Here is a 13,666-nt window from a genome sequence, read left to right on the forward strand (position 1 = left end):
CCATGACCATGAAAGACCAGAGCTACCTGGGCAGCGGCAAGGTGCTGGCGCGCGAGTACGGCGTCCCCGGCCCGTTCGTGGATGTAGGAAACTGCTCGGCGCTGACGCTCAGCCCGCAGACCAACCCCATCACCCTGGCCGACCACACCCAGCCGGGTGGCGGCGAGCGGAACCGGGTCGATCGCCTGACCGGCGTCGAGATGGCCTATACGTTCCACGACTTCGCCCCCGAGAACCTCGCGCGCGCCCTGCGTGGCACCGTCACCAATGTCATCGCAGGCAGCGCCGTCGATGAATCCGTGGTGGCCTACAAGGGCGGCCTGACTCCGCTGCTGCGCATTGCGAAGGACATCACGGCCGTCAAGCCGGCGACCGGCAGCACCAGCTATGTGGCCGGGACGGACTACGAGCTCCAGGACGGCGCGCTGTTCATCCCCGCGGGCAGTTCCATTGTGGACCCCGTCTCGGGCGCCGCGAACGTGAAGGTTTCCTACGCGTACAACGCGCAGGCCGTGGTTCAGCCCATCGTGACCGCTGCCAAGCAGTACCAGCTGCTGTTCTTGGGTCTGAATGAAGCCCAGAGCGGCAAGGCGGTCCGCATCCTCGCCCACAAGGTGTCCGGCGGCGTGATGGCACAGTTTGCGGCGATCGGCGACGAGCACGGTGCCGGTGAGGTGACGGGCGCCTTGCAGAGCGATTCTTCCAAGGGCGCCGGCCTGTCGCGGTACTTCGAGGTCACGCAGGAGGTCATCGCGTGAGCGAGGGCGCTGCCGATGAAATGGAGGTTCTGGCGGCGGCCAGAACCTCCGTCACCTACCAGGGAGAGTCGTTGGAGATCGCTCCGCTCCCGGTAGGGCGCATTCCGGTGCTGGTCCGTGAGCTCCGTCCGGTCGTCGCTGCACTGCGTTCAGCTAGTGCGGCAGAGGGGGTTATCGAGATCGACATCACGCCGGAACTGGTGATGGACCTGGTTGTAGACCATTCCGCTGCGCTGTTCGAGGCCACGGCACTGTGCATCGGCCGTGATCGACAGTTCGTTGAGCGTGGCGACCCGGCCGAGTTCATCGCGCTCGCCTTGAAGGTGGTCGAGGTGAATCGTGATTTTTTTACTCGCCAGATCATGCCGCTCCTGGGCGGCCTTCGCGATCGCATCCGTGGGGCTGGGCTGACGCTCTCCAACTCCTGATCCAAAGCGGTCACGCGTTGGACTGTATCAGGGGCTACACCTTGGCACAGTTCAGGGCATTCAGTGAAGCGGCGGCGCAGGCGCGGCGCCGCCACCTGGCTGAGGAGCTGATGAACCTGCGCGCTGCTCAGTTTGATGCGTCTGACTACACCGCCTACCTGGACAATCTCACGGACTGAAATGGCAACCTCTGCTCCCAACCTACGCGTCCGAATCTCGGCCGATATCAACGACATCAAGCAGGGCTTGGCGTTGGTCCGGTCGGAGGTGGCCGCATTCAAGAAAGAGGCGGCCAAGTCCATCGATCTGAAAGGGATCACGGATGGATTCGGCCAGCTGCGCAGTTTGGTGGGTGGCCTGTTCGCTGGCGTCACGGTCGGTAGCCTGTTCGGTGCCTTGATCTCAGAGACCCGCGACGCGTCCAATGAGTTGGCACAGCTGCAGGCCGTTCTCGCGTCCACCGGCCAGCAGGCTGGCTTCAGTCAGCAGCAGCTGCTGGAGATGGCCGATTCGATGGCGGCAGCGACCACCCATTCCGCCGGCGAGATCGTCAAGGCACAGACGCGCCTGCTGTCGTACACCGGCATTGTCGGGACGCAGTTTCCCCAGGCCCTGCAGATGGCGATCGACCAGTCTGCGCGCTTGGGCGAGAACATCGAGCAATCTGCTGAAACCATCGGCAAGGCGCTGGACAAGCCCTCACAGGGCGTGACTGCCTTGACGAAGCAAGGGTTCAAGTTCACCGAGCAGCAAAAGCAGCAGATGAAGGTGATGGAGGCGACCGGGCGCACTGCAGAGGCACAGCAGATCGTTTTGGATGCCATGGCAGAGAGCTATGCGGGAGCGGCTGCAGCGGCGCGCGGCAATTTCAGCGGCGCGTTGACGGCTGTGGGCAATTCATTGCGTGACCTGCTCGATGGTTCTGGCAGCTCTGGCCTCGCCGCCGTGACCAGTGCGATCAACGACGTGGCAGCGGCCCTTCGCTCGCCAGAGATCAAGGCATCATTCGCCGATCTGTCTGATTCGCTTCTTCGCGCAGTCGGGGCCTTCGCCAAGTTCGTTGCGCAGGACGGAATTGCATTCCTGCAGTCCCTTGCTGGTGCGATCTCTGGGGTTGTGAGGAACATTGATGTGCTGGCGGTCGCGGTCGGCACCTACCTGGCCGCCCAGGCGGTGCCGGCCGCGATTGCGGGCGTTCAGGCCCTGATTACATGGTTGGTCAGCATGCGAGCGAGTCTGCTGGGCGCGTCAATCGCAGCCAACGGGCTCAAGGCGACTCTGGCCACGCTCGGTGGCCCGATCACGCTCGCCGTCACAGCTTTGACCACTGCGCTGTACTACCTCTATCAGAGGACGGAACAGGCTCGTGAGGCAGCGGAGCTGCACCGGCAGGCGCTGGATGCGAACAGGAAGATGGCGGAGCTCAGTGCGGAGGCCGCGCGGAAGGATGCTGCCGAGAAGCGCAAGCAGGCTCAGGAAACGCTGAACGCAGCCAGGGCCGTTCTGGAAGAGCGCCGCGCCAGGTTGATGGACACCAGCTCCATCTACGCCCGCGGCGGCGACCGCGGCGATGGCGCTGCCATGGCTGCTGCGACCAACTATTCCAGGGCGCAGGCGGAGGTCGCAGCCGCACAGGAGAAGTTGGAGAACTGGAGCAAGCAGCTGGAGGAGATGACAAAGCGCGTGGCCGACGAGGCCGTCACGGCAGTGACGGAGCCGGCCGAGGCCGCTGGTACTGCGCTGGCCAGATCTAACGCGAATCTCCTGGACGCCGTGCGACGCTCCTTGGCCGAGATCGATCGCCTGTACCAGGACAACGGCATTTCGATCGCTGACTACTTCGCAAAGAGGACTGCACTGCAACAGCGTGCAGCGGATCTCGAGCTGGAACAGGCGCGTAGCGAGAGGGCGCTGGCGACGGAGGCAGGGGCACGTCGGCGCATCGAGGAGCAGATTGTGAAGCTCCAGCGCGATCGCGCCGAGGTGGCCACGGTCGCTGCGCAGGAGCAGAAGAAGGCCGAGGAAGCGCTCAGCCAATCCCTTTCCGGGGTGAAGACCCGTCTCTTGGAGCTGGATGGTGCCACGGGAGCAGCGCAACGCCTGCAGCTTGAGGCTGAGTACAGAACACTACTGGAACGGTTGCGTGCGGAAGGAGACAAGACCGGCGAGGCGCTGGTGCGTAGCCTGGTTGATCGCCTGGTAGCCAAGTCGAAAACTGACGAGCTGCGCGAGGCGATGGGTCGCATCACCTCCCAGCTTCAGGGGCAGGAAGCCGCCATTGGTGCACAGGTCAGCGGCCGGATGATGGGCTATGGAGAAGGTGAGCAGCAGCTGGCGCAGGCGCGCGTGAAAGCACTTGCCGACCTCCAGGCGTTGCGTATCGCTTCGGTCCAGGCCATGGCAGGGTACGCCAAAGGCTCTCCGGAACAGGTTGCTGCACTGGCTGGACTGCAGGAGATCGATACCCACATCGGCCAGATCGTCGCGACTCAACAGGTCTGGCGGCAGAAGATCGAGGACACGGCTGCGGGGGCCTTCGGAGACTTCCTGTCCGACCTCTCAACCGGCGCGAAGTCCTTCAAGGACGCCTTCAACGACATGGTCAAGAGCTTTGTCAGTGGCGTGGCTCGGATGCTGGCACAGGAGGCAGCTTTGCGCACCGTGCAGTCCCTTATGAGCTGGTATGGAGGTGGCAGCACTGCGGGAGGTGGTGTCAACGTGAAGGCCGGCGCATCCGTTAACAAGTTCCACACGGGTGGTCGCGTGGGGGGGGGCGGTGGCACCCGTATGCACCTCCCCATTAACCCAATGGTGTTTGGCGATGCTCCACGCCTCCATGGCGGCGGAGGCTTCGGTCTCCGCTCCGATGAGCGGCCGGCCATTCTGCAGACCGGGGAGCGGGTCCTCAACCGCCGCCAGACGGCCGCGTATGACGCCGAGCGCGGTGGGCCCACTCGGTTGCGGGTTGAGATCATCAACAACGGCCCACCGGCGAAGGTGGAGGAGGCTGGAGTCGGTAGGGGGGCAGGTGGAGATCAGGTTCTGCGGATGGTGATCTCGGCCGTGGCGGACGATGTGGCAAACGGTGGACCGGTTGCGCAGGCGGGTGTAGCCCGATACGGCTGGAGGGAGTCGGTATGAGCGAGCTGCCCTTGGGTACGCATATCCAGATGGAGGGGCTGGGCGAGGCGATCACACCTTCGGTCGAGCGGACCGAGATGGAGCGCGGCTTGGCTAAGCAGCGCCTGCTGAACAGTCAGGTGCTGTGCACGTTCAAGGCCACGCTGTACTTCGAGAGTTCAGCCGCAGCTGACGCCTTTATCGACTGGTACCTGGATGAGATCCGTTGTATCGGCTGGTTTCAGGTTCGTAATCCCCGGAACGGGCTTCTGCTGACCGTCCGCTTCGAAGACGGCAGGGTCGGCGAGCTCAACCCGGTGGATGACAGCGCTTACGACAGCCGTCGTGCGGTGGTCATGGAGTATCTGCGATGACGAGTTTCACTGAGAGAAAGCAGCGCATTACCGACACCAGTGGCACGCTGCTGTTCCTGTCGATCTCGGCGCCTTCGCTGCCCGGTCCTCTGCGGATCGTCAACGATACGCGGGACTGGGTGAGCCAGGGCATCCCGTACATGGGTGTTCCCTTCGCCTTCAAACTTCCGGACGACACCCGCGGTCAGTCACCGCGTGCCCAGCTGGTGCTCGACAACGTGGGACGGGGCATCTCCGAGGATCTGGAAGCACTTGGGCCCAATGAATTGATGATGGCCCGCCTGATGGTGTCGGACCGCGCGGACCCCAATGTGTACGAGCGCGACTATTACCTGCCAATAACTGGCGTTTCCGTCGCCGGCGCCACCGCGACCGCGCAGTGTGGTGTGGACTACCTGATGCGGCAGCAAGCGGTGCGGCTGCGCGCCAATCCGTTCACGCTGCCGGGAATCTTCTGATGCGGCTATCGGACGTTGAGTCACTGGTCGGTGTGCCCTATTGCGAGCACACCTGCGACTGCGCCGACTTCGTGGTGCTCGTCCAGCGGCAACTGTTCGGCCGGGCCGTTCAGCTGCCGAGCGCCCGCCCGCGAGGCGTCGCTGGCCAAGCTGCCATCGGGGAGTTGTCGCGGCCCTATGGCACCGAATGTGCCACCCCGGTGGACGGCGATCTTGTGCTGATGATCGAGCACGGGCAAAGGCGAGCAGGCCACGCTGGCGTTTACTTCCATCTGGCCCATGAGGGCTGGGTACTGCATTCCAACGAAAGGAACGGTTGCAGCGTCCTGCACCGTGTCCGTGACCTGCCGGAGTTCGGCTTGAGGATTGAGGGTTACTACCGATGGGCCTGATGAAGGACACCGCGCCGCTGATTATTACCCCGCACCCAGTGACGCTGGAAGGCCAGAGGACATTGGCTGCGCAGTTGCAGGAGGGGGAGCGGCTGGGCGGATTCCTGGCGCGGGTGGTGCCTGATTACACCAGCGATCTGTGGGAGGTCCGCATCAATGGCGTCGTGGTGCCACACGAGGTCATGCATCGCGTGCGGCCGAAGGGCGGAACGGTCATTGAGGTCCGTGGCGTGGTCAAGAAGACCGCGTTGATGATCGTGGCGCTGGTGGCCCTCACCGTTTTCACCATGGGCGTGGGCACCGCCATCGTGGCCGCTGGCTACAGCGCTGCGGTCGCCGGACTGGCGCAGGCGGCGATCTACACCGCCGGCGCACTGCTGATCCAGAAGGTGTTGGGCCCGAAGCGGCCCAAGCCGAGCGAGAGTGATGCTGGCGCGGTCTATACCCTGGGGTCGGCACGCAATCAGCCGAGGCCCTACCAGCCGCTGCCGCTCCTGCTCGGCGGGCCGTTGCGCATCGCTCCAGACGTGGCCAGCAACGCTTACACGTGGTACGAAGCGGACGATCAGTATCTGGCCATGACGCTCGCTGCGGGTATCAATGTGGGGCGCGTGGAGGCGCTGTACAACGGGGATGCATTGCTGTCCTCGTTCGAGGGTGTGACCGTTTGGCACAACGGCTTCACGGGCATGCCCAACGAGGCCATCCCGCTCTACAGTAACGCCGACACCATCAACGGCGGCGCGCTGGAGGCGGAGAAGGGCCAAGCCAGCCCCTGGGTGCAGCGCACCAGCAGCCTGAACACGATCCGCCTGAAGGTTGACGTTGACTTCATGCTGTTCGACACCACGAGCAAGGGCAAGCCCAAGGACAATCAGGAGACGATCGAGGTCCAGTACCGCGCCGTCGGCGTCACGAACTGGAGCATCTTCGGGTCCTACCCGATCACCAGCCGGTCTCAAAAGCAGCAGCGCCGCAGCTACTCCAAGGACGTGCCGGAGGGGCAGTACGAAGTGCGGGTGGGCATCGCGGGTCGTAACACCGACGGCAGTGGCGCGACCAGTGATTTCACCTGGTCCACCCTGACCAGCATCCAGAAGGACACCGCCGACTACGCCGGCCTGGCCCGGATCGGCATCCGTATGAAGGCGACCGGCCAGCTCAACGGCCAGCCTGACGAGATCCGCTGCGTCGCGCACGCAGTGCCGGCACCGGTGTGGACTGAGGCCGGGTGGGTCACGCAGGAGACCAACAATAACGGTGCGCTGATCCTGGCCTACGCCCGTGGTTTCAAGGACCAGAATGGCAAACTGATCGCTGGAATCGGCCTGGATGATGTGCAGATCGATATCGAGGCGCTCAAGGCATTCATGCTGTTCTGCCAGGCCAACGGCTATGGCTACGCGAATTACATCAAGGACGTTCGCAACCACGACGACGTGCTCAATGCCATCGCGCTAGCTGGCTTCGGGCAGATCACCTGGGCGGGCGGTCGGTTGTCGGTGGTGTGGGCGGGCTCCGAGCAGCCGCTTTCGGGTGTGGTCAACATGGCCACGATCAAGAAGGGGCAGTTCCAGGTTGACTACACCCTGGCCAATGCCGCCGACGGTATCGAGTACAGCTTCTTTGATGCCACCGACTGGACCACCAAGACCCTGCGCGTGGCTGCCCCTGGCGCCACCACCATGCTCAATCCGGCCACGGTGGAGGGTGAGGGCATCACCAATGAAGCGCACGCGGCGCAGATGGCGCGCTATCACCTCGCCCAGTCCCTCTACCAGTACAAAGACATCACCTACAGTACCGACATCGAACACCTGAGCTACCGCCGCCTGTCGGTGCTGGCCCTGCAGCACGACCTGACGCAGTGGGGATTCGGTGGCCGGCTCGTATCGGCGACCGCGGTGAACGGGGTCGTAACGCTGAAGCTGGATGAGCCAGTGCCGGCGCCGGCAAACGGCAACGCATGGATCGGACTGCGCGTACCTGGCGAGCGCGTGTACCGCGTGTTCGGCGTTCAGCCGTTCAGCGGGACCAGCGAAACCATCCGCCTGACTGGTGAGTGGCCGGATGACGCCCCGTTGCCGGGCGCCGCCCCGGCCAATCCCGCCCACGACACCATCTGGATTTATGACTTCAAGCAGACCCCGGGCTACCGCGTACGCGTCACCGGGGTCGAACCGGAAAGCGACCTCAAGGGCGCAAAGGTCTCGGTGGTGCCGGAGCCGCCCGAGTTCTGGAACTACGTCCTGACGGGCCAGTACGTGCCGCCGGCGAACCCGAACCCGGTGATCGACCGCCCGATCGCCAGTGCCTTGACCATCAGCGAGCAGCAGGTGGTTCAGGGCGATACCGTCTTCACTGAACTGACCGCCACCTTCGCCATCACCGGCCCGGTGGGCAACATCGTGGTGTCGGCCGCGGGCAGCGATGGCGTGTTGAACGAGGTGGCCCAGACCACGACCCGGACGGCGACGTGGCGCATCTCGCACGCAGATCAGTACACAGTGGTCGTCCGGCCCTTCAGCCCCGACGGCAGGGCAGGTGTCGCGGTATCCGGCATCTACGTCACTGCCGGTGCGGACGTCCCGCCTCGCCTGGTCGACTTCTTCGATGTGGACGAACTGTCCGGTGGCGTGCGCATGTACAGCTGGGGCTTCCTGGCCGACAGCATCCAGTCGCCGGACTTCGCTGGGGTGGAGGTCCGCTATATCGCCGGCGCCCACACGGAGCCCGTGTGGGACCAGATGACCCCGATTGGGGGTGGTGGGTATCACCCCGTGCCGTTCGAGGCTGTGGTGCCCGAGGCAGGGCAATGGACCTTCGCCTGCCGCAGCGTCAACACGTCGGGCGAACTCTCCACGAACGCCAGGGTGGTCAGCAAGCTGCTGGGCGCCAATCTGGGTGAGGTGATCGGGGGCATCGGCGAGAGCCTGGAAGAGCAGACGCGCAAGCAGATCGAGCAGCAGCGTCAGATCGACCAGGAGAAGCTCGACCGCATCAGTGGCGATGCCCAGGAAGCCTTCAACCGCGCGAACGACATCGCGGCCGTGAATGCGTCAATCGCCGCGGAGACCGCGTTCCGTGTTGCTGCCGTGCAGGGCGTCGCCGATGACCTTCAGGACACGGCCAACGAACTGGCGCAGGAGAAGCTCGCGCGCGCAGAGGCCATCCTGAACGAGAAGCTGGAACGCGTGGCTGCGGTCGAGAACCTGACCACCACCACGCAATCTCAGTTTGAGTCTGTGGCCCAGCAGATCGGCTCGGTCGCCGCCGGCAGTGGCACGCAGTTCGACCAGAAGAAAATCTGGTACTTCGACACCACCACCGACGGATGGACGTCCAACGGCACACCCACCGTAGTGGACGGGATGCTGCGTCCGGCGAACAGCACGACCGCATACGCACAGACCCCGGCCGGCATCGGCGTGGATGGAAACTCCTACCGGTTCATCAAGACCCGGGTTAAGCGGGTGGGCAATCCGCCCTGGCGCGGCTTGGTGCGGTGGACGACCGATGCTGACCAGACGTGGGATGACGCGAAGTCGGTCACCATCCCGTTGCCCAGCTTCGATGCTAGCGGCCTGGCCACGGTCGACATCGACCTGATCCCGTGGAACGGCCCGTCGCCGGTCCGCGCCGTCCGCATGGCGCTGGTCACCGTCCAGACGGCCACGGACTACCTGATGTACGACTATGTCGCTGTCGGCCGTCCTACCCCGGGCGCCGGCGTGGCGCAGGTACAGGAGGTGCAGACCGCCCTGCAGCAGGCCGACCAGGTCATCGCCAGCAGCGTGACGACCCTGGGCGTGCAGATGCGTGGCCAGTACGAAGGCACGGACCCGCTGCAGCTGACCAGCGGCTTGATGTACAACGAGATGACTGCGCGCATCACGGCTGACCAGGCACAGGTACAGCGGATCAGTGCGATGGAAAGCCGCATGCCCACCGGCAGTGGCAAGCTCGCGTCCGAGGCACGGGTCAGCGCACTCGAGGAAGCCACTACCACCGCCACAAGCGCCCTCGCGCAGTCGATCACCAATATCAACGCGACGCTGCCTGCGATGATCGTGCAGGGCAGCAATCACGCCTTGAACGGTACGTGGGAATCCGGCCGCGACGTGGGCTGGACGTACCTCAATCCGGGAACGACGCTGAATGTCGTCAACGAGGGGCGCAGCGGCCTGTGCCTGCGCGTGGATGGCGGTACGGGGGTGCGACAGGCACTGGTCAATGGCAACGCCAACGTCACGGTTGTCCCCGGCCGGACCTACCGCGTGAGTTGCTGGTACAGGACCACGGCCGATTACAACGGGACTTCCAGCAACGGCAAGTTGCGGCTTGGCAACCAGACCGGTGGCCAGATTGGCAGCAACACCTTCGCCGCTAACCGTGTGGACTGGACGTACACCGAGCGGGTGCATGCGGTGCCGACCGACGGCAGCGTTACCGCCTATCGGGTGGGGATCCTGGCAGACCACACCACAGGCACCCTGTGGGTTGATGACGTCATGATCGAGGAGGTCACCGAACTCCTCGCCAATGCGCAAGGACTGGTTGCGCTGACGAATACCGTCACGCAGCAGGGGCAGCAGATCACGGCCCAGGCCGGCTTGATTAGTGCCCTGCGCACGGACGTGGACGGCAAGGCAAGCAATTCCGCGCTGCAGTCGTTGCAGTCGCAGGTAAGCCTGCAGGGCAGCGACATCACCAGCCTGGGTCAGTCCGTGACCAACATCACCGCTTCGCTGTACAGCATCGGCGGCGACAATCAATTGGCGAACAGCGGCTTCGAGCTGGGCACGGCTGCGGGCTGGACCACTGGCAGCGGGAACGTTGGAAGCGCCATCTTCACCCGCACGCTCGTTGATTCGAGTCTGCCGGGCAGCACCAAGGCGTACCGCCTCGCGATGAGTGGCCTGGCCGCCACTGGCTATGGAGAGATTGTCAGCAACACGACGGTCAAGGTCGCCAAGGTTGAGCCTGGCAAGAAGGTGGCGTACTCGGCCTATGTTCGCGGCACGCCGGGACCGCGATTCTTCATGCAGATCGCATGGGTGAGCGCAGAGGGCGGGGTGATCGGTTACACCGGCACGCCCAGCACCGCGGACTGGGTGGTTCCGGCGGAGACCTGGACCCGGATGGTTTTCGTCCCGACCAATCCGGCACCGGCAAACGCGGTGGCCGCGCGTTGCTACCTGCGCTGCTACGGCAATGGCGCAGCCGACCAGTGGGTGGAGTGGGACAACGTCCAGCTGCAGGTCGGGTCGGTGGCCACCGGCTACATGCCTTCCATGGATGAACTGTCGATTCAGACGGCCGCGAACGCCAACGCCACGGCCACGCTGACCGGAACCGTCACCCAGCAGGGCCAGCAGATCACGTCGCTTGGTCAGTCGGTTACCACCGTCAACGCACAGCTCCAGAACGTAGGCGGCGACAACCTCCTGCCGAATGCCAGCCTTGAGGATCGAGCATCAGATACGGCCGCACCCACCGGCTACACCTCTGGCGGGAGCGTGCCATCGGGTGCCACCCTGGGGTACGTTGATTCTGATCTTCCGGGCAGCACGAAGGCTGTGCGCCGGACGGGCACTTCCACTGCCGCCAATCAGTACCTGGAGATCCGCACCGTCGATAGGACGGTCAAGGCGACCGCCGGCCAGACCTACGTGGCGAGCGCCTTCATGCGTGGCTCGGGTGGAACTCCCTACATCATCATGTGGTTCCTCGACGCAGCGGGCGGAACCCTGGGGGGTGCCCAGCCCGACAGCTTTGTGATGGGCGAGGGCTGGAAGCGCTTCGTAAGCACGCCGCGTGTTGCTCCTGCTGGCACGTCCTACGTCCGCGTGTATTTCCGTTGCACATCGACTGCCGCCGGGCAGGATATGGCGATCGAAATCGACAACGTGATGCTGCAGCAAGGGGAGGTGGCAACCAACTGGACTCCCAGCGCCAGCGAGATCGCTGCACAGACTGCTGCCAACGCAGCGGCCACCAGTACGCTGACGGGTAAGGTCGATCAGCAGGGCAGCTTGATTACGGCGCTCGGTCAGCAGATCACCACCGTGAGCGCGGATCTGAGCCAGTCGAACCGCGCCGGCAGCAACATGGTTGTCGATGGCAGCTTCGAGAATCGAGCGGCGGGTACGGCCATTCAGACCTGGGCTGTGGTCGTGCCGGGTGGTAGGACGGGCAGCAACGCGTTGCAGGTCTCGTTCGCGTCCAACACCCGATCCACGAACCTGCAGACCTTCGATGTGGCGCCAGGGCGGATCTACTACTGCGAGGCGTGGGTGAAGCGAGTAGGGCCGGCCGCAGGCACGATGCAGTTGCGGTTCCAGCTGAGCAACAACGGCGCGTCGCCAACGTATCCGAACTTCCAGACGGTCACGCTTTCGACCATTCCCGAAGATGGCTACGTGAAGGTCAGCGGGCGCATCACCATCCCGGATGGGAAGAACCGAGCCGTCCTACAGCTCAACAGTGCCAGCGCGACCACCAGCGCTACGCAGCTGCTGTGGGACGACTTCGTGCTCCTGGACGTTACGGAAGCCAATAGCGCTCAGCAGACTGCCGATGGCGCCGCCAATGGTCTGGCGTCACTGACGGCGACGGTCACCCAGCAGGGACAAACGATTACTGCGCAGGGCACCCAGATCAACCAGGTCGGCGCGGCTGTCGAGGGCAAAGCAAGTGCGCAGGCGCTGATCGAGTTGGACGCAAAGGTGGTCCGCCAGATGACCGGCGCGGGGAACCTCCTGTCTAACGCTGGGTTCAACGGCGCGACCACCGTCGGGTGGAGCTTCTTCTATTCCGCCGGCAGCATCCAAGGCGTCAACCGGTACTTTGCCAGTGGCCCGGGCATGAGCGGAGCCACTGACCCGGGCGTACCGGTGGGGATGCGGGCACTGATCGTTGCTGGAGGCACCAGCAGCGGAGACTTCTTCGTCGCGCCGGACGTTCCGACACCGATCGATGGGGGCAAAACGTACCTGTTCTCCGCCTACGCTTCGGGCAATCGGGGTGAGCTACGCCTTGAGTGGTACGACGTCAACGACAACCACGTGGGTGATATTGCAGTCTCTGGCAAGTTCACACTGCTTTCTGGTGGCCCCGCGCTGGCCAACTACAGTCGCCTGAAGCTGCGCGCGACCGCGCCAGCCAACGCAGTGCGCTGCCGCACCATCTTGGTTACCCCGCTGAACGGAGGATCGTGGTTCACCCGATGGCTGCGCCCGCAGTTTGAGGAAGTGGCATCTGACCAGGTCGAGCCGTCGCCTTGGGCCGCCGGCGGCGCCGAAGAGTACGCCAACATCAACATGTTCACCGACGTGAACGGCTACATCGCCGGCATGCAGGTGAAGAACAACGGTGCCACTTCGGCAATCAACATGCTGGCGTCGGCGGTGAACATCCTGACGCCCGGCGGAGCCGACGGCATCGAGATGACGCAGGGTTACATCCGGGTGTGGGCCGGGAATTCCCAGCGCATCATCGGCAATAACTTCGGCACCGAGGGCCTGATCGATTACTTCGGCCCCAACGTGGGCGCTGGCAACGCCAGCAAGGCGAACGCGACGATGTGGATGGACAGGAACGGCAGTGCTTACTGGGGCGGTGCACTCTCGGCCGGCGTGCTGAAGAACGCTGCGCAGAGCACGTCGATCGTGACGGTCGGCAATTCGGTGTTGGTTGGTCCCTTCGATACCAACGGACGGAACAAGCAGGTGGTCGTCGGCTTCAACCGGGTCCACACGCGTATCAAGGACGACAGCTACGGCAGCAGTGGCTTCGTAGCCGGCGGCGGGCAGAACAGCGGAATCATCAACCTGTACCGCCAGATCGAGGGGCAGTCAGAGACGCTGTGGCAGCAGGTCCAGATCACGGGCGGTGTGGACATCGTCAACGAGGTGGACGGCCCCGACCGGGCGACGTCCACCTGGTATGCATCGTTGACCATCAACGACAACGCGGATGGCTCTACGCGCCGCACCTACCGCGCCGAGATCGCCTCCTTCGCTGAGCAGACCGTCAGCCATTCATCAGGAACGTTCAACAAGCAGACGATCACCCAGAGCCTTTCTGTGGTCTCTGTCGAGCAGTAGTGAACCAATTTGCCGGCGTGAAGCGCTG

At 64.2% G+C, this 13,666-nt stretch carries 8 protein-coding genes; all 8 read left to right on the forward strand.

The features are described from left to right. Positions 1–2 precede the first annotated feature (2 nt). The 8 genes from ACZLIF_RS04340 to ACZLIF_RS04375 are packed head-to-tail and all read left to right on the forward strand — an operon-like array spanning position 3 to position 13,638. On the forward strand, positions 3–758 hold the full coding sequence (locus ACZLIF_RS04340) for a phage tail tube protein (protein ID WP_164972349.1): 756 nt from the start codon (positions 3–5) through the stop codon (positions 756–758). Further along, positions 755–1,186, forward strand: coding sequence for a hypothetical protein (locus ACZLIF_RS04345; RefSeq protein WP_128988110.1), 432 nt, complete (start codon positions 755–757; stop codon positions 1,184–1,186). Before ACZLIF_RS04340 ends, ACZLIF_RS04345 begins: the two co-directional genes overlap by 4 nt. 41 nt (positions 1,187–1,227) lie before the next feature. Then, complete coding sequence (locus ACZLIF_RS04350) at positions 1,228–1,365, forward strand: hypothetical protein (protein WP_164972345.1); 138 nt, start codon at positions 1,228–1,230, stop codon at positions 1,363–1,365. Position 1,366: 1 nt separating this feature from the next. Further along, the gene (locus tag ACZLIF_RS04355; protein ID WP_164972348.1) at positions 1,367–4,327 is read left to right on the forward strand and encodes a phage tail length tape measure family protein; all 2,961 of its coding nucleotides are present in this window, start codon (positions 1,367–1,369) and stop codon (positions 4,325–4,327) included. Continuing rightward, a complete protein-coding gene (locus ACZLIF_RS04360; RefSeq protein WP_128988108.1) occupies positions 4,324–4,680 on the forward strand; it encodes a hypothetical protein in 357 nt (118 codons plus the stop codon). Before ACZLIF_RS04355 ends, ACZLIF_RS04360 begins: the two co-directional genes overlap by 4 nt. After that, the gene (locus ACZLIF_RS04365; RefSeq protein ID WP_128988107.1) at positions 4,677–5,138 is read left to right on the forward strand and encodes a DUF1833 family protein; all 462 of its coding nucleotides are present in this window, start codon (positions 4,677–4,679) and stop codon (positions 5,136–5,138) included. The genes ACZLIF_RS04360 and ACZLIF_RS04365 overlap by 4 nt, the downstream gene beginning before the upstream one ends. Then, positions 5,138–5,530, forward strand: coding sequence for a C40 family peptidase (locus tag ACZLIF_RS04370; RefSeq protein WP_128988106.1), 393 nt, complete (start codon positions 5,138–5,140; stop codon positions 5,528–5,530). Before ACZLIF_RS04365 ends, ACZLIF_RS04370 begins: the two co-directional genes overlap by 1 nt. Continuing rightward, entirely contained in the window at positions 5,521–13,638 is an 8,118-nt protein-coding gene (locus ACZLIF_RS04375; protein WP_164972347.1) for a host specificity factor TipJ family phage tail protein, read from the forward strand. The genes ACZLIF_RS04370 and ACZLIF_RS04375 overlap by 10 nt, the downstream gene beginning before the upstream one ends. The last annotated feature ends 28 nt before the right edge of the window (positions 13,639–13,666 follow it).

Source organism: Stenotrophomonas sp. 2201_Sma, from assembly GCF_056486685.1.